Annotated in this window: 15 protein-coding genes and 3 pseudogenes; 16 read left to right on the top strand and 2 right to left on the bottom strand. The window is 42.5% G+C overall.

The window, feature by feature from the left end:
• Nucleotides 1-67 precede the first annotated feature (67 nt).
• Nucleotides 68-427: a DUF6463 family protein gene (locus QFZ78_RS05455; RefSeq protein ID WP_307546016.1), complete on the top strand. Its 360-nt coding sequence runs from the start codon at nt 68-70 to the stop codon at nt 425-427.
• Nucleotides 428-1,158: 731 nt separating this feature from the next.
• On the opposite strand, the gene QFZ78_RS05450 is transcribed toward QFZ78_RS05455, so the two are convergent.
• Nucleotides 1,159-2,442, bottom strand: a complete 1,284-nt coding sequence (locus QFZ78_RS05450; protein WP_307545751.1) for an IS110 family RNA-guided transposase — start codon at nt 2,440-2,442, stop codon at nt 1,159-1,161.
• Nucleotides 2,443-2,655: 213 nt separating this feature from the next.
• On the opposite strand from QFZ78_RS05450, the gene QFZ78_RS05445 reads away from it, so the two are divergent.
• The 7 genes and pseudogenes from QFZ78_RS05445 (at nt 2,656) to QFZ78_RS05415 (ending at nt 11,048) form a co-directional block, all read left to right on the top strand.
• Nucleotides 2,656-3,939, top strand: coding sequence for an IS110 family RNA-guided transposase (locus QFZ78_RS05445; RefSeq protein WP_307546015.1), 1,284 nt, complete (start codon nt 2,656-2,658; stop codon nt 3,937-3,939).
• A 733-nt stretch (nt 3,940-4,672) separates the two neighbouring features.
• Nucleotides 4,673-5,338 (top strand): stalk domain-containing protein, encoded by a 666-nt coding sequence (locus QFZ78_RS05440; RefSeq protein ID WP_307546014.1) that lies wholly within the window; start codon nt 4,673-4,675, stop codon nt 5,336-5,338.
• A 531-nt stretch (nt 5,339-5,869) separates the two neighbouring features.
• Nucleotides 5,870-6,295 carry a carbohydrate ABC transporter permease gene (locus QFZ78_RS05435; RefSeq protein WP_307546013.1) on the top strand — a complete coding sequence of 142 codons (426 nt, stop codon included), beginning with the start codon at nt 5,870-5,872 and terminating at the stop codon, nt 6,293-6,295.
• Between the two features lie 75 nt (nt 6,296-6,370).
• Nucleotides 6,371-7,165: pseudogene (locus QFZ78_RS05430) on the top strand (glycoside hydrolase family 43 protein); the annotation flags it as partial.
• 69 nt (nt 7,166-7,234) lie between these two features.
• A pseudogene (locus tag QFZ78_RS05425) lies at nt 7,235-8,179 on the top strand (glycoside hydrolase family 43 protein).
• 701 nt (nt 8,180-8,880) lie between these two features.
• Nucleotides 8,881-9,642: a peptidoglycan recognition protein family protein gene (locus QFZ78_RS05420; RefSeq protein ID WP_307546012.1), complete on the top strand. Its 762-nt coding sequence runs from the start codon at nt 8,881-8,883 to the stop codon at nt 9,640-9,642.
• A gap of 65 nt (nt 9,643-9,707) precedes the next feature.
• Nucleotides 9,708-11,048: a glycosyl hydrolase family 28-related protein gene (locus QFZ78_RS05415; RefSeq protein WP_307546011.1), complete on the top strand. Its 1,341-nt coding sequence runs from the start codon at nt 9,708-9,710 to the stop codon at nt 11,046-11,048.
• A gap of 627 nt (nt 11,049-11,675) precedes the next feature.
• Here QFZ78_RS05415 and QFZ78_RS05410 read toward each other — a convergent pair.
• A complete protein-coding gene (locus QFZ78_RS05410; protein ID WP_307546010.1) occupies nt 11,676-12,122 on the bottom strand; it encodes a hypothetical protein in 447 nt (148 codons plus the stop codon).
• 153 nt (nt 12,123-12,275) lie between these two features.
• Between QFZ78_RS05410 and QFZ78_RS05405 the strand changes: the two genes are divergently transcribed.
• The 8 genes and pseudogenes from QFZ78_RS05405 to QFZ78_RS05370 all read left to right on the top strand — a co-directional run bounded on the left by QFZ78_RS05405 (nt 12,276) and on the right by QFZ78_RS05370 (nt 18,078).
• On the top strand, nt 12,276-12,866 hold the full coding sequence (locus QFZ78_RS05405; RefSeq protein ID WP_307546009.1) for a DNA polymerase ligase N-terminal domain-containing protein: 591 nt from the start codon (nt 12,276-12,278) through the stop codon (nt 12,864-12,866).
• A 494-nt stretch (nt 12,867-13,360) separates the two neighbouring features.
• Nucleotides 13,361-13,639 carry a hypothetical protein gene (locus QFZ78_RS05400; protein ID WP_307546008.1) on the top strand — a complete coding sequence of 93 codons (279 nt, stop codon included), beginning with the start codon at nt 13,361-13,363 and terminating at the stop codon, nt 13,637-13,639.
• A gap of 103 nt (nt 13,640-13,742) precedes the next feature.
• Complete coding sequence (locus tag QFZ78_RS05395) at nt 13,743-14,354, top strand: CGNR zinc finger domain-containing protein (RefSeq protein WP_307546007.1); 612 nt, start codon at nt 13,743-13,745, stop codon at nt 14,352-14,354.
• 141 nt (nt 14,355-14,495) lie between these two features.
• Complete coding sequence (locus QFZ78_RS05390) at nt 14,496-15,416, top strand: pyridoxamine 5'-phosphate oxidase family protein (protein ID WP_307546006.1); 921 nt, start codon at nt 14,496-14,498, stop codon at nt 15,414-15,416.
• 20 nt (nt 15,417-15,436) lie between these two features.
• Entirely contained in the window at nt 15,437-15,805 is a 369-nt protein-coding gene (locus tag QFZ78_RS05385; protein ID WP_307546005.1) for a hypothetical protein, read from the top strand.
• 686 nt (nt 15,806-16,491) lie between these two features.
• A pseudogene (locus tag QFZ78_RS05380) lies at nt 16,492-16,605 on the top strand (DMT family transporter); the annotation flags it as partial.
• 231 nt (nt 16,606-16,836) lie between these two features.
• Nucleotides 16,837-17,316, top strand: a complete 480-nt coding sequence (locus QFZ78_RS05375; RefSeq protein ID WP_307546004.1) for a hypothetical protein — start codon at nt 16,837-16,839, stop codon at nt 17,314-17,316.
• Nucleotides 17,317-17,610: 294 nt separating this feature from the next.
• Complete coding sequence (locus QFZ78_RS05370) at nt 17,611-18,078, top strand: hypothetical protein (RefSeq protein WP_307546003.1); 468 nt, start codon at nt 17,611-17,613, stop codon at nt 18,076-18,078.
• The last annotated feature ends 116 nt before the right edge of the window (nt 18,079-18,194 follow it).

The following is an 18,194-nucleotide window of genomic DNA, read 5'->3' as shown; positions in this document are numbered from 1 at the left end:
TTTCATCGAAGTACTATCCCGTAGGTCATGTTTGTTTTTATCAAATATATTTGATGAGGTGAGATGTATGAAATCTTTGTGGAAATACTCAGGCATTTTTCTGATTGCTACTGGCATCCTGCACAATTTAATTGGATTCATCCTTCGTTGGGATATTTTTCTTGACATTATCGATAGCGGAGTATGGAACACTCTTTTCTCACATGATGATCGGATGTCTTTTTTTTGGCTTATATCGTCAGGGTTCTTTTGGATTGTATTGGGACACGTTCTTCATTTCTATATTAAAAAATACAACAGTCCTGTGCCGAAAATGGTTGGATGGTATTTACTTGGATATGCAGTGATCTTAGTTATATTGATGCCTACAACTGGTGGCTGGTTATTCTTCCCACAAGCTTACATAATTTTACGAGCAAAGCAATAGGCAGTCATCCAGCAAATAATCAAAAAAGCCGCGATTTACGCGACTTTTAATGTGAAAAAGGGAAAAACCAAATTTCTATTGAACTTCTGGTTACCGCTAAATTTCAATATAAAAGGACCGAATCCAAGCGTTCTGGAGTAAGTTTATGGGTGTTTATGATGCATTTTAACGATTCAACTACCGGGGAACGATAGTTGAGGGGCTTGCTTTTCGGAGCTCCTCTTTTGTTTGAAAGTAACGAGAGTTTAACTGAACAAACAAATACCATTTTAGAAGGCTGCCGAAATCAATAGATCGGCAGTCTTCTCAGTTAAACATTCCTCCCTCTGTATGAAAGGTTTTTCTCGCTAATGCTCGCTCATTCGCAGGATATCTGCCCCTTTTATGGAGGATACCGATTGAATTTCTAGGATAGTTACTAGACTCTATGAAATTTAGGCATGCGGGAACAGAGGGAAAGTACCATCTCCCATATTCATCCAGTATGAGCGCTATTCTCCACGATGCCCTTGGAGGTTCACCCTCCCATGTCTCAACGGGTCTATGCCCTTACATTCCTTCGTTATACCTGTCCAAGAGGTGGAGGCCGGTGATGCTGTTAAGCAACGGGTCTGTGCCCTTTTGAATGTTTCACTCGGTACTGCCAGCGCTATTTATAGCTGTTTATCCTGCGAATGAGCCAACATGCAAAAACAAAGATGTGTTACGACGACTTAGCAATTAAAACGACTTTAAGCTGCCTCCTGCAGAGGCATCGCAATTGTAGGATCAAAATGATCCTTACTTCGTGAAATCCCAATCAGAATACGGGCGAGCTTGCCAATGAGTTTAAAAATGGAGCGGTTCTTCTTCATTTTCTTCACTTGAACGTTGTGGTCATGCCATGACCGGAAAGCCGGATTGTTCGTAACTAGATGCACTACGGCGAGATACAGGTACTTGCGTAACTGACGCCTTCCTCGTTTGGAGATAACGATTTTACCCTTATGCTTACCAGAGCTGTCCTCTGCAAGATTTAGACCGGCATGAGAAAGAATTTGGTTGCCGTGTGTATAGTTACGTAGGTCTCCGGTTCCGGCCAAAATGGCGGCGATGAAGAGCGTACTGAGCCCTTTAATGGAGCGTAGAGGAGTAGTGATGTCGGGAATCATATCCAGCAACTTCAGGATCTCCTGCTCAATCTCTTTCAGCCTTGCTGCAAGCTTCTCGTAATCTTCAAGGAGGTACTTCAGGTTTTGCCTTTCTTCCTGCTCGCAAGTGGTACGTCCAATGGAACGACGGGATACAGCAAGAAGTAGAGCCGCTTTCTGTAGACTGCTGGAACCGCCGGCACGTTTCATATGCTTCCGCCAACCTGTAATGATCTCCTCAGCGGATAGAGCCTTGAGATCTATCGGTAAGGGAAAAGACTTGAGTGTTGCAATCGAACGCGGAATTGTCCAATCCTTAAATATTTTTCCATATTCAGGGAAGTTGATGTCTATCCAGCGAAAGATTCGATTTTTTATGTGGGCAAGGTCCTTCGACCAGGACTCCCGATTGTTCATGATTGTGCGTAAACGCTGATATATCGCTTCATTTGGGGCGTAGAGAGAGTAAAATCCGCGACATACGGCATCTGCGATCACCAGAGCGTCTTTCACATCATTTTTGGACTGGGAATTATCTCGATTTTCCTTGTTTCGCTTCGTTGTTAGCGGGTTCACCAGCACCAGTTCGATTTGCCTGGCAGTCAGCCAATCCGCTAAGTTAAACCAATAGTGACCTGTTGGTTCAAGTCCAATAAGCACGGAAGTGTAACCGTGACTTTCTTGGAGTTTCTGATACCAATGTAGCAGTTTCGTAAAGCCGTCATCGGAATTTCTAAAGGAAATGTATCGTCCAATCTCGATTCCACGAAAATTGACCGCACGTGCAACGTGTGTTTCCTTAGCAATATCGATGCCGATTACAAGATGCTGAGTTGTAATTCTCTCAATACGTTGATTTTCCGCGTAACGTTGTTTAAACTTCATAGTAAAGCGTCCTCCTCAATATGGGTCTGTAAGTCACTGGCGGTGACATGATCCATCATACAGGGACGCTTGTACTTTTTTCAAAGCCAAAATCTTAGCATCTACAGGAATGCTGTAAGGCCTAAGATTTGGGCTTTGTTAAAAAAGGAGCGCCTCGGTATGATGGATTTGTCGAAGGGTTTTAACCCAATACATCAAGGAGGCGCTCTTACTATGAAGTTTAAACAATCAGACGGACAAAATCAACGCATTGAACGAATTTCTACATCTCACCTTGTTGTGGGTATAGATATCGCGAAGGAAACTCATGTAGCTCAAGCAACTAATTTTCGCGGTATCGTACTCAGTAAGCGACATCTTACATTCTCAAATACAATTGAAGGATTCGAAAAATTAGAACGATGGATTGATGGAATTAGGCAGAAACACTGCTTAAAAGGACTCATAATCGGCATGGAACCGACCGGACACTACGGGTATAACCTGGCCAATTGGCTTACGGGCAAGGGCAACAGCGTTGTCATGGTGAATCCGGCCACCACCAAACGAAACAAGGAGAACCGGGACAATTCTCCCTCCAAGAGTGATCCGAAGGATGCGCTTGTCATTGCTGACGTGATCAGCCGAGGCTATTACTATGAATACTCACGACAGGCTATCGTCTTTCAGAGGTTGCAAACGATTATGAGTGACCGTGAATACTGGGTAACGAATAGTGTACGGCTGCAGAACCGGATCATTCGCTGGTTAGACATTCGGTTCCCCGAGTATTTCTCGGTGTTTAAAGATTGGACCTGCAAACGTTCCTTAGCTACTCTGAAAGAATTCCCTTCTCCGCAGGATCTAGAGTCTCTGTCCGTACCAGAGGTGATCACAGGATGGAGAGAGCATATGAAGCGAGCCGGTGGCTCCACTGGCATGCAGAAGGCTGCGGAGCTCATCGCTCACGCTAAGAACAGCATAGGCGAAACGACTGCCCTAATTGAAGCAAAGCAGGATTTACAACGGCTATTACAAGATTTCGAACGAGTGGTTGAAATACTAGAGAGAATTGAAAAGGATATACAAGTGTTGCTCAGCGAAATTCCTATGCCCGGTCATCTTCGATCTATCGGCCTAGGCACGATCTGCATTGCAGCCATTTTATCAGGTGCTGGCGACCTTAGACAGTATGCCCATGGCAATCAATTATTGCGTAAGGCAGGATTAAACCTAGCCGAAAGCACCTCAGGAAAACGGAAGGGGCAGATTGTGCTTTCAAAAAGGGGTGATGCTACGATGCGAAAATATCTGTATCTGGCTACGCTCCAACTCGTAGGAAATCATCCTGTGTTCCGACAGCTGCATGAGAATAATGTTCAAGTTAAGCAAATGAAAAAGCAACAGTCGGTATTTAAACTGCTTGGAAAATTGGCACGAATCATCATCGGCATTGTTCAAAGAGGAGAAGCGTTTTCTCCTGAAAAAGTTACCCCTACCTGCATTCAAGCTGCCTAAAACTGATTAAAACGATCACGTATATTGACTCATTCGCAGGATTTTACAAAGAAAGCACGGAGAACCGAGTTACTGCCCGATAAGGGCTCAGACCCGTCAGCTAAACGTTATCGGTCTCCACGCCTTGGTCAGGTGTAACGAAGGAATGTGAGGGCATAGACCCGTAGAGTCGTGGGATGGTGAACCCCCAAGGAAATTGTGGAGTATGCGTGCAGAAGTATAACACTTGGAGAAATGTTCCAAATGCTTCTTCTGTTCCCGCATGCCCAAAATCGAAACAACGGTGACTAATGATGTCTAATGAGCTTACTATCCGAACGGCAACTGAATTCCAAGGCGACGAAATCCTGCGAATGAGTGAGTATATGAGAGATAAACCCTTAAGACCGAGGGACGGGCAGTTTAGCAGAAGGAGGAACTTGGTATAGTGACGAGAAAATATATTTAAAAGAAGCCTATAAGATTGCTGTAAAATTATGACTACAAAAGAGAAGCTAGAGTTTTTGTTAAGAGAGACTGTTTTTGATTTAATAGAAGAACTTACAATCGAGGACATAAAAGAAGAACTAAATCACTGGGATACACTAACTCTTCCCCCTTTTGAGCAAAATGTGATCTTGCCTACTTTTCCTAACAAGGATTTTTAAATTTAATGTTCATGCATATGGTAAATTGTGGTATTATCAAATAGTGTTTTCATTATATTGAAAAATTAAGGAGGATTGAAATCATCTTGAAAAAATCGATTATTACTCTTATAGGAGCGTCCCTTCTACTCAGTACTAGCGCAGGTGTTTACGCAGGTGCGAACTTGGAGGAAATCCAAGCATATTTAAACAATGACCTAAAAGTAAAAGTAAATGGGAAACAGATACAATTGTTAGATGCAGATGGAAGTGTAGTTACTCCTATTACCTTTAACGGAAACACATACTTGCCAGCCAGAGCCATAGCAAACTCCTTGAATGTGGCTGTTGATTATGATGCTGCAACTAGCAGCGTATTATTTGGTGAAAAAGTTGAAGGCACTCCTATTAACGCCGATCAAGTCTTTTATCAAGCTGTTAAAGATCCTAAATTAACACAATACAAAAACAAAGATTATGTCGAAGTTATCAGAGAGATAGGCACATCAGATTCTAACTTCACATTAAAACCTAAGAAAAAGTTCCAAACCCTTTATTTGCAAGTAGCTGCTATTGGAACTGATGTCGATATTAAAATTGTAGATAGTAACTCAAGATTATTAAAACAAGATACTGTAACGGTTGATGATGGTTTGAAAGTGATAGAAGCTACTATCGCAGGACTAGATGAAGTTACTGTGCACTATGCGACTGATAAGGATACAAAAGAAACAGGTGTTTTTATACCACTATCAACCTCATATTATAAGTAATGAATGAAAGAATGAATAAGTGTAAAAAGAAGATTAACATTGGAGTTATATAAACATCAAGTTTTGTTTACGTAAACGGTGAACGATAGTAAAGGAGCTTACCTCGCGGCAGCTCCTCTTTTTGTTCATTCAAGTAACGGTCAGAATAGCTGAATAACTTACCTACTGAGGAAGATAAGCTGAGAGCAGTTGAACGAATGTATAAGGATTAGCCACCTTCGAAGGGTGGTTATTTTATTTGTATTGAAGGGGTTGGGGGTAGTTTACATCAAAATGAAGTTGCCTGAATGAGCACTTACATATTCTGATTACGAAGCTAAATGGCAAATAACCTATGGTCTTTAACTGCCTTTTAAAGTGGTAGTACTTTCTATTTTATTGCGCGGGATTGTTGTCACAATGGCAGCCTATGCGTTTGTTCGTTTAAATTTCAAAGGAAAAAGCGTGCTGCTCTTCCTGTCCCTATCTACATTAGCTATACCCTCTGATACCACAATTGTTGCAAGATACTTATAATATAAGTACTTGCACATGTTAAACACCCATTGGGCGCTTATTATTCCAGCTGTGTTCGATGTGTTCTTTTTATTTCTCTTGAGACAATTTTTTATGGGGGTTCCTAAAGAGATCACAGAAGCGGCAATTATTGATGGCTGCTCACATTATCGTGTTTATTATCGAATTATTCTCCCGCTTGCGATTCCGGCTTTAATGACAATGGTCATTTTCTATTTCGTTTACATTTGGAATGATTTTGCGGGTCCATTTATATTTATCTCGAGCCAGAAGCTACAATTGGTAACCGTGGGACTTCAATATTTCACATCCGTTGCGGGAGCTAATTATTCGCTCCAAATGGCGGGGGCTTCCATTGTCGTGCTGTTACCCATCATCCTGTTCACATTCGCTCAAAAGTATTTTATAGAAGGAATTGCTTCGAGTGGAGTTAAGGGTTAGAAATAAAGGATTCTCCCATGACTCTGTGGTATTAATTATGAAACGATATACTGTCTCTTGGAGATAAGGAGTGCTATGCTGACCAAAGAACAAATTCAAATCCGTGATCCGTTCGTACTGGCTGACAAAGATGAAAAGAAATATTATCTCTACGGAACGACGGATAAAAATGTATGGGAAGGAAAAGCGACTGGCTTTGATGTGTATGTGAGCAACGACCTTGACCACTGGGAAGGACCATTCCCCGCTTTTCGGCCGGAAGAAGGCTTCTGGGCGGATCGGCATTACTGGGCGCCTGAAGTGTACCTTTATGATGGCATGTATTTTATGTTTGCTAGCTTTAAGGCGAACGGCAAGTGCAGGGGTACGCAAATTCTTGTATCCGATTATCCGGTCGGGCCCTTCAGGCTTCATTCAGACGGACCTGTTACACCTGAGGATTGGGAATGTTTGGATGGGACGCTGTATGTCGACGAGGCTGGCCATCCTTGGATGATATTTTGCCATGAATGGCTGCAGGTACAGGACGGCGAGATGTGTGCTATTGCATTAAGCAAAGACTTGAAAACCGCTGCCGGAGAGCCGGTACTTCTATTTCATGCTTCCGATGCGCCGTGGGCTGTTGGGAGCGGGAGCAATCAAAAGAATTACGTAACCGATGGGCCCTTCTTGCATCGAGCGGCAAACGGGGATCTTCTGATGCTGTGGTCAAGCCACGGAGTGAACGGTTATGCGATCGGCATCGCCCGTTCGGCAAGCGGTGACATTAAGGGGCCTTGGGTGCAGGACTGCGAGACGTTATTCGGGCAAGACGGCGGTCACGGCATGTTGTTTACCACGTTCGAGGGGGAATTAATGCTAGCCATTCATAGACCGAATAAGACTCCGAATGAGAGGCCGCTATTTTTGCCAATTACTGAGGAGAACGGCAGGCTAAGCATTCAGCGGCAATTCCGCAATCCGATTGCCCTGCAGAGGGCGGACCCTTGGATTTACAAGCACACGGACGGTTACTATTATTTCACCGCTTCCGTTCCCGAGTTCGACTGTATCGAGCTTAGAAGGGCAAGAACGATTCAGGAGCTTGGGGCCGCCGAACCGACGGTCATTTGGCGAAAACACGTGAAGGGCATAATGAGCGCGCATATCTGGGCGCCTGAAATTCACTATATCGACGGCAAATGGTACATCTATTTTGCCGCCGGAAGCACGGATGAGAACGAGAAGGAAGTATGGCAGCACCGCATGTACGTCCTTGAAAATGATGCGGCCAATCCGCTGGAACCGACATGGGTGGAAAAAGGGCAGCTTCGGACCCATTGGGAGTCCTTCTCATTGGATGCTACAACCTTCGAGCATCGTGGAGTAAGGTATTTGGTTTGGGCGCAGCAGGGCCCTGACACGCAAGGGAATTCCAATCTGTATATCGCCGAGATGTCCGATCCATGGACGATTCGAGACCAGCAGGTCCTGCTTACGAAACCGGAATATGCGTGGGAAACCATAGGCTTCCGGGTGAATGAAGGGGCTGCGGTACTCAAGAAGAACGGCAAAATATTTATCAACTACTCGGCAAGCGCCACGGACAGCAATTATTGCATGGGGCTGCTGACAGCATCGGATACCAGTGACTTGTTAGATCCGTAATCATGGACCAAATCGCCGGAGGCTGTTTTCCGGACGAGCGAAAAAACCGGACAATACGGCCCGGGCCATAACTGCTTCACCTTGTCGGAGGACGGATCGACCGATATTCTGGTGTACCATTCCAGAAGCTACAAGCAAATTGTAGGAGATCCGCTGTATGATCCCAACCGTCATACACGCGCGCAAGTATTGAATTGGAATGAGAATGGAACTCCGAACTTCGGTATACCTAAATGAGTACCGAGGTGGAATTGTCATAAGTGTGATCATGAAGACCGGGACCCGATTGAGGTGCCGGTTTATTGTTTTGTTTAAGCAGGTGCCCGTAGTTGTTGGTACTTATGAATTCGGTAGCAATAAAGGATATCAGAGAGGAAAATATCGCGCGCTTGCTACTAGAAGAGCAATCAGCTTCCAACAGTGAGGATGATTCTAAAACGTCTTTAAGCTTCCTTGAACAAAAATCAAAATTATTAATTTCATGACGCATTGTAGAAGATAGCAATTCGAACGTAAAAAGGACCGTCTTGAGAGAGCCCTCAGAAGGTCCTTTTATGTTGTTAATGGATGTAAAATATATTATCATCCATTTTTACTAGCTTATTTAATTAATTGCCTCCGAGCTGATTGGGGCTATTTTTATCTCAAGGAGATGAGTGTACTCATATGTTCAAAAAACATTAATCTATTTACTAGGTATATCAACCACACAACAAGCAGTGGTAACAACCTCAACAGGAGTATTAGGAGCGATGTTCCTAGGTATTTTCAAGAAGTTTCTCATGGCTGTGGTAGTTGTGATGGCTCACCAACTCAATTGAAACAAGTCATCTAGGCGTTAAAGAATAAAGGAAATGCTGCAAATGACCTAGGGCAACTAATGGTATCAAGCAAGTCCGTTGATGAATAAGGTAAATTAAAACGTGAGGTGAATAAGCATGAGTGACTTTAAAATGAAATACGAAATTATCCCGCGATATCTAACAGGACCTAGCAAGAGAAGACCTCGCTTGTTGCTGGATCAATGCCGTTTTGTGGTCAGTCACGACACCGGAAACCCTGGATCAACAGCAGCTAGTAATGTCTCATACTATGAGAATAGTCGCAATGAAATGGAAGCATCAGCGCATATCTTTGTGGATGACAAGCAGATCATTGAGTGTATTCCTTTTCTGACAGCTCCACCTGAGAAAGCATGGCATGTGGTCTACGATGTTACGACCGATAATCAAAGGTATGGAGCAGATTCGAACGATGCTGCAGGAGGGATAGAACTCTGTTACGGTGGTAATGTAGATCTATCGGAAGCGTACAAGCGGTATGTGTGGGTGATGGCTTATAGTTGTTGGAAATTCGGTCTTAACTCAGCAACCGCGATTACGGGTCATTATATACTTGATCCTGCACATAAGACAGACCCTATGGATGCTTTTAAATTAATCGGTAAGACATTTAATGAATTTGTAGAAGATGTTATTAATGAATATAACGCATGTGTGATGGAGGAGGAGGACACTATGATTCTCGAACATGACTGGCAATGGCAGATGCTTGGAGATGCGCTGGATGGACTCTACAACAAGGGGATAATTTCGGAATACTCTTGGGTAGAAAAAGCCTATTCTCGAAAGTTAACTCAAACTGAGCTCGCTTGGTTGAATATGATCGTTTATGCAAGGCAAAACGGTATTCAAGTATAGAAAAGGAACAGTAAAGACGTGATATTTTATGAAAGAGAGGTGCAACATAATGTACTTGAAAAATCATGCACTGTGAAATTATCAATGCCAAATACCCACCTTATTCTGCAGTTGGTGATGGTATTGCCGATGATACAATATCGCTGCAAGCCGCATTTAATGATGGTGTTCTGAAGAATGTACCTATATTTATTCCAGCCGGGACTTATCGAACAACAGCTGGTATTAACGTCATAAGCAATAACGTCATGATCTATGGTGCAGGTGGGAATCTCACGAAGATAAAGCCGGACGCTTATACGTATGATTGTTTGACGATAGGGCCGGGAGCATCAGGGAGCGGTATTAACCCTTCTGGATATATTCGCGAGATTGATTTTGAAGGTACCACAAGTTGGATTACAGGAACAACGGCAGCCCTTAAGCTCGATGGTATGCGACAGTTTGAAGTGAAAAACGTAACTGTTCAAAGGATGCCGATCTCATTCGATTTAGTAAATAAATGCTACGGCTCCATGTTCGTTAATTGCCGATCTAATCTTGGAGGACTCCCACTTAACCTCAGAACAGGTCTACAAAGTGGAAGTGACCTATCATTCCTTAACTGTTGGTTCCGAGGGAAAGACGGATCAGTATGGGTCGCTCCAGATGCAGGAGGATTCCACTTTAACCACGGACAATTAACTGGTGGAGACAATCAGGGAGCGGACAATGACGCTATAGGAGTTATTGTATTAGGGAAGGATTACTTGACGGGTGCTGTCGGGAACGTAGCGAACATTGACTTTAATGGAATCGACTTCGAAGGATCGAAGTACATACATCAAATTAGAGCATACGGCCAAGCTATTTTAACGATAAGCAATTCAAGCTTCCTGTCTACGGCAAGCGCAACAGCCGCAGAGAAACCATTAGGGATAATCAAAACTACCAATGGTTTACAATCAAGAATTACTTTATTAAACAACGCGGTTTCCGGGGTATGGAAAGCGGCCAAAGCAATCGACGTCACTGGACAGGGCAGTGTACTAAACATTTTTGAAGTGGGTACAGCGATGGTTAACGGGACGGTTACATTTAATGATGTGACGAATCCGGACAGTGTTGGATTACTCGAACAGTCTAAGAACACGATGGGCACGGCCTTTTTCAGAAGCAGCTCATTTAATAAGATGCTTATGGGCGGCATGATGATAAGAGCCTCTATTCTAGGCAAGTTTGAAGTGTCTTATGATTGGGGTGTAACATGGGTTCCATCTATGCAGATCCTAAGTGGAACAACCGCTGCACGTCCTACGACCAATCTGTATCCGTGGCAGTTTTATGGAGACTCAACTCTAGGCAAACCGATCTGGAGAAATGCGGCAAACACCGCGTGGATCGATGCTACGGGTGCTACAGTCTAGATTGATTTATTTACAGACAGATTCATAAGGACATTCTGCTAAGGAAGGGGAATACACTTGGCTGAAGAAGTAGTTAAGGCTTTCCTCGATGGTTCCCCTTCATTTCCGGCAAGCGGGTCCCGCCTACGATGGCAATTATACCCGCGACGTTCATATCCATTGTTGTCTTTATATCAGGTCTGATGTATAACCGCCTTTTGATAAAAGGAGCTTTTCCAGAAGGGAATATAGTTACCTATGCTCCTGAGCTTACTTGGCCCATCTGGGGGTTGGCGCTTGGCTTGGCTATTTGCGCCTATCATCTAAGGCGGAAGGGGAGATGCGGAAATTGCGTGAGGGAAGTAAGTGATATCCATGTACCAATTAAGGAGCCACGGGGTAGTGGATTTAATATTCATTCTTAGAGGTTGAATTAGCTGAAGACCAAATTAAAACAAACATTATTCAAAACTCTGGTGACATTCATTTTAAAAAAAGGGTGAAGCGCCCGCATATAGAATAATGAAATTTTTAAATAATTTAGGAGACGATGGAATGATCAAAGCCGAGTGGGACAGATGTCGGTTTCTTAGATTGATTTAAATCAGGATTAGGTTAATCTTATCGGTTTACAACGCAGAATTCCATTTAATATCCTTTACGCTTGCGAAACATCCGAAAGACGGCAAAAATAAAGATGATCCATAACGCGAAGCTAAGCAGTGAGAGCAATGGAAAACCGAGCGAAAAACCAGCGAACGGATTGAACAGCGATCCTAGGATTGTCCCCAGTGCCAATCCCCCAAACATTCCGCCGAAAAATCCACCGAAACCGGTTCGAGGTGCGGGTATCGTTCTTGGAGGAGTAGGATTGCGAGCCGCATTATCCGGTCTCGTCGGAGCAGTACGGCTGGGGGTGCCGATTCCGGGATCATAGCTTCCTCTGGGCGAACGAATTCCGCCGCGTTTATAAGGCTTTATCGTGTCCTTCTGCTCCAATTCCCCTTGCTTTTCATATGACTCACCATAAATTTCCACCGTCGAAATTCCAAAAACCACAGGAAACAACAAGAGCATTATCATGATTTTTCTCATTTACTTGTTCACACCTCCATTAGTAGCGTACCCCAACCTATAAAGAACATTCAGATGTTTCAGGGGTGAACGCCGTGACATGGTCTCATTAGCTGTGATTGAAAACCGTGTCAATGGTTAAATTAATGAAAAACCGGGATGGAGGGCGAATTTATGAGTAAATCGTTCCTGAAGGGATATAACGAAAAACGGGATTTCCGGAAAACAAGTGAGCCTAGGGGACGGGTACTGGGAGCAGACAACGAAACGTTCGTCATTCAAAAACATGACGCAACCACGCTTCATTACGATTTCCGAATCGCTCTTAATGGTGTATTAAAATCGTGGGCGATTCCGAAAGGCCCTTCCACAAATCCACGGGATAGAAGGCTGGCCATTCGAACGGAAGATCATCCTTTGGCGTATGCGGATTTTGAAGGAGTTATTCCTGCTGGCGAGTATGGGGGAGGAACGGTGATTGTGTGGGATAAAGGAACGTTTCACAGCTTAAAAGACCCTGGTGATTCCTCTTTGCTGCATCAGCTTGAGCAGGAAGGGCACATCGCGATCTGGCTTGAAGGAAAGAAACTCAAAGGAGGTTACGCACTGACGAGAACTGGTGGTAGTCAGTGGCTCTTCGTCAAAATGCGTGACAAGGAAGCCGATGCGAGTCGAGATCCGCTAAATACACAACCCGAGTCGGTACTGTCAGGTTTGACGATTGAAGAAGTAAGGGAGTCGTACTTTTTTACTCCTTTGATGTAGTAAAAGGACTTGGAGTGAAAAGAAATCGAAATTTTTGAGAGTTTGCAGAAAACTACTACCACTGTTGATAAAGCTAATAGATACGATAGAGAGGAAGCTTGTCTCGCGGCAACTCCTTTATTTGTTCATTCAAGTAACGGGTAAGTTAACGGGGAATCGATATATGGTATTTTATAGCGTAACCAAGTTAAAGTTCGTGTGTTAGTATGACAGTGTTCCAAATATACAGCGCTATCCTGCTACTGGGGTCAACATTTATTAGTGAAGTAAGCATAAAAATAAAATATCCTTATAGGACTAAAAATGAGTAACCTCTCATTTTATTAAAGTCAACTTCAACAAATAATCGAAGGCAGCCGCCCAGAAGGGATTGGCTGCCTTTTTTGATATTAACGTGTTAAACTTGGGTGGTTTTTATGATTTGAACCATACAATGCATCTTAAGCTAACGTAGAACGATAGCTAAATAAATACACGAAGGCAGCCGGTCAAAAGTGGGCAAGGGCCGTAAGGTAGGAATTGGTCTTGGGATCGAAGGCAACCAACGTAACGCATTACTTATAAATGAAGAAAGTAAAATTACTGGATTAAACAATTTCGGCTTAATGACTATGTATGGTGATTACTTATTTGATGTTGCTACAGGTTGGGTATTATTTGATATGTATGATGAATTGAAGGCAAATATATTGGAAAGATACCTTAACTTAATTATTAATACCCTAGGTGAAGAAGTGAAAACTCTATTTTTATTCCTCTTCCGCGGTGTATAATGATTCTCGAGGCATTAGCCTCGGATAAGGTCGTACTTTTTCCTTTGTTATGAAGAAGAGCAGCGAAAAGCTGTTTAAGATGTTGCGGAGTAAGGAGTTTAACATGCCTAAAAAAATTGCCCCTGCTTTTTATTTTATTGGTAACCATCCGGTCTTGGATTTTATAAACACGAAAATTGTTGTTGATGGAAAGCCTGTAGATTTACTGGAGAATTTTTCGGATGTACTGGCCTGGTTACCCAAAGCGGATCTTCTTAGTAAAGAAGAAACAGAGGAATATGAACAACGATGGGGGAGTGGCGGACAAGGAGAACCGGTCGTGACGGCTGCCAGAGCGCTCAGAAGCAGTTTGTTGGCGATGATTCAAAAACGTAAGGAAGAGGACAAGGCTTCAGAGGAAGATATGGAGCACATCAATAGCCTTCTTACGGATCAGGTCATTACAACTAGGCTGGTTAGAAGGGATAACCGATTTGCCAGTGAAAGACATGTTAAGATCCATAAGCCGATCGATCTTCTCATCCCCATTGCAGAGGCGGCAATCGTTTTTTTCAGTCATTACGATCTTCATCTCGTAAAGAAGTGCGAGAATCCGGATTGTGTGCTTCACTTTTATGACAACAGCAAAAACAACACCCGCCGATGGTGCAGCCAAAAAACGTGCGGCAACCGAATGAAGGTGGCGGCTTTCTTGGAAAGGCGTCGAAATCAATAACGTATGAGTCTTAGATTTATTTCTAAGGCTCATTTTTTTGCTTTATTTTTAATAATACCCAAAAATAATGTTTGAAGGTTAAATAAATTAATGTATAATACCCGTATGACCTTTATGAAGGTTAAAAGGAGGTGAGAAAAAATGAACGGCGTGTACCATACAGGAGAATTGACTGTACAAAAACTAGCTGGTGCGGATATCGTTGCACAACATAACGGTACGAACATAAAGCCTACTATTTTCAAAGGGGCGATGCCATTTCTAAGGACGCAATCACTCATCATAGCGTCATCCGTTGATCGGGATGGAAGAGTATGGAGTTCGTTTCTAACGGGCGAACCGGGATTTATCGACGTAAAGTCTGAGGCAGCTTTAACCATAACATCCAGCCCTGTTACGAGCGATCCCTTGGTCGGGAATTTGTTATCGAGCCCTGAGATCGGCTTGCTGGCGATTGATTTCAACAGAAGGATTCGAATGAGGATTAACGGAAAGGGAGAATTCGATGCGGATCGACGATTGGCAGTATCAACGGAGCAAGTGTATGCAAACTGCCCGAAGTACATACAGAAAAGATCGTTGCAGCCAAGTGGCGGTTTCCATAGAACTCAGATGTCCGCGCATCGAGGATATCATGTAAGTCCAGAACAACAAGAGTGGATTCGCAATGCGGACACGTTCTTTATTGGGAGTATCAGCTCGGAAGGGAACGCGGATGCTTCCCACCGGGGAGGAGCTCCCGGATTTGTAAAGGTTGTCGATGAAAACACGCTGCTTTTTCCAGATTATTTCGGCAACTCTATGTTTAATACCCTCGGGAATATTTATAGCAATCCGAGCACCGGTCTTTTATTTATTGATTTTGATGCCGGCCACTCCTTGCAGCTAACCGGACGATCCCAAATCATATGGGATGAGAACGAAATTTCCCGTTTCTCGGGGGCGGAACGGTTGGTTCGATTTGAGATCGATGAGGTTCTGTATACGGAAAACGGCACGCCAATCCGTTGGGATTTTATCGAGTTTTCCTCTGCAAATCCAACGTTGCAGCGTAATAATTAAAATTTGAGGAGGAATTGAAGATGGCAACAGTAAACAAGTATGTGATTATCGTTCAAGCGAATCAACAGGATGTAGGCAAAGCGGTTCATGGATTATTGTATGGACAAGAGCTGCATGATGAGGGCTTTGAAGTAGAAATCCTTTTTGACGGGGCTGGGACTGAATGGCCAAATGAACTCAGTAAGGCGGATCATCCTTTTAACGCGTTATATAAGCAAGTTATGAAGTCGGGGATCATTAAAGGCGGATGCCAAGCTTGTTCTGGATTCCACGAAATTGAAGAGGAAATCCAAGAAGCAGGGGTCTCACTGATTGGTAATGAAAAGACCGGAGGACATATTCCATTTGTTCAATATATAAAAGACGGATTTTTCCCCATTATTCTTTAAGCACAGAATCGGGTATAAGACATATAGCAGGCCGCATCGGTGGCCTGCTTTTATACTGCTTGATCCCGGAGCCGCGGACACTAACTTTCGATCAGATTCTGACACCCAAAAACATCTGTGCATAGAAGAGTGGAGATACTTTAATCGGGAATTGAATGCCGATATTATATCCCTAGATAATGAAACTCCGTTTGATTCACGGAAGTTAATCCGCTTAAATTGCGGTTTTTTTTATTTATGAGATAAAGCCATGTTAAATTCACAGGAATTCTTCTTAAATGACCAGTCGCTCAACTAGCGGGCAGCTTAGTTTAATAGATATATGGTAATATTAGGATAACGGTAACTAGATGGGGGGAATTTTATGAAACACCTTATTATTGGAGTTACGGGAATTTTAACGGGAATTATTTTATTTGAATGACCTTGATTTCTGTTTCCTATAGGGCCTAAGAAATAGTATTTTATCAAAAAAGGAGCGCCTCAGTATGATGGGCTTGTCAGGGGATTTATAACCCAACACCATCAGTGAGGCGCTCTTACTATGAATTTAACAATCAGACGGACAAAATCAACACATTGAGAAGAAGAACACAATCTTTGACTAGCTGAGGACATCTGTCCTTCCCCAAGTACCTGAATTATTATTTAATAATGGATAAGTCCAAATGAAGGAGAGAGAAAACTTGAAAGGGATTGTATTTGCCTTTTTAGGCGGAGCCTGTATTACACTGCAAGGAGTAGCCAATTTCCGGATTAGTCAGGATATTGGCACCCGACAAGCGGCAACAATTATCCAGTTTAAATTGGAGAATATTTCTTTTAAATACAAATATCTGAGGAAGTGGTCTCTATGAACTGGGTAAATCGACGAAGATTTGAGCCGATACGCTCATTCTGACCAATCCCTGCAGTCAATCAATTGGACTGGTATATTAAGGGCAGGATAGTGAAAAAAGAAAAATTCGAATGTAGCAACTTTCTAAAAATATTTCGTTTAATATATTCATGAGAAGGAGGTTATTATGTTTATGAAACGTTATGTTTTAGTAAGTTTATTAGTCATAATAATTACACTTGTTGGATGTCAAAGTAATATAGAGACGATACCAAATGCTAAGATGTTCAGTATTAATGTTGATGCTCCTAAAGATTTACAAGCGGATGAACTTTTTATTGTAAAAGGTACTTTGGTTAATAATTCCGACAGTACATGGGAAGTAGAACATGGTGCAGATATGTTCACTTATGTTGTTTATCATAATGGTGAACCTGTTCTGCAAGATGTAAAGTTACGAGTCGTTAATGACATCGGATTAATGATGTCTTTGAAGCCAGATGCGACATATAAATACGATGGAGAAGGGCATGTTAATCCAAAAAATAACGAATTCATATTACAAGCAGGAAACTATGATGTCGTTTCAAAGGCAAAATTCAGAATTAAACATGTTGATAAATACTATGAATTTGAAATCGAATCACAGCCTCTTAAAATCAAAGTTTCATAAAGCATTGTATTAAACTACCCTGAAAGTAGTCGACCAAGAATCTAATTTTCATTCATCTGTGGTGCCCTGCGAGGGGCATGGATGGCTAACGAGGAACGATAGTGAAGGAGCTTGTCTCGTGGCATCTCCTTTTTTTGTTCATTAAAGTAACGGGCAACATAGCTCAATAAATCCCCTTGTTATAATAACAAAATATTATAATATGGATATAAAATTGAAAATATTTTCTGCTGACGACACGTTTTAATACTGATGGACTCATTTATACGTTGTTTAATAAGAGGAATGGTGAAAATGAAGCGTATTATCGGAATAATTTCGTTATGTGCGATTATACTTAGCGGGTGTAAAGAGAATAGCAATATTTATTCGGGTATTGAGAAAAATGACATTGAAGATATATCTAATTCGAAAAATATAGAGTTTGTTTACGAATACAAAGGGCATACCGATCATTGGGCAGCAACTTATCACGTATACAAGAGTAAAAATAATGTCGATGAACACACTTCGAGACTTGTTTTAAAGTATATTGGAAAGCAGCCAGAACCAACAGGAGAATTAAGGTATGCTTATGAAACTGAAGGTGGAGGAAGTGGAAATGGAACTTTGCCAGGTGATATGTCGGAAGCTGGAATTTATTATCTAGGTCATTCTGGAGGCAATGGCTCTATAGCAGCCCAAAATTCCTTGGTTAAGGTGCAGGTAGCTTGGAATGGAAATACAGAATCATTTGAACTAAAGCCCGAGATTAGTCGTTAACCTTAACTGAAAAAATGGGTTCGCTTTAGGAGGATTACCCTGGGAGAAGAGGGAATATTCGTATATGTTCCGCGTTATTCAGACTGTCATGCTCTCGAGACTTGCTTTTTCGGAGT

It is taken from the genome of Paenibacillus sp. V4I5 (genome assembly GCF_030817255.1).
GTDB lineage: Bacteria > Bacillota > Bacilli > Paenibacillales > NBRC-103111 > Paenibacillus_E.
The sequence above is the reverse complement of the archived record's forward strand: the minus strand, read 5'-3'. Positions and strand labels throughout refer to the sequence as shown.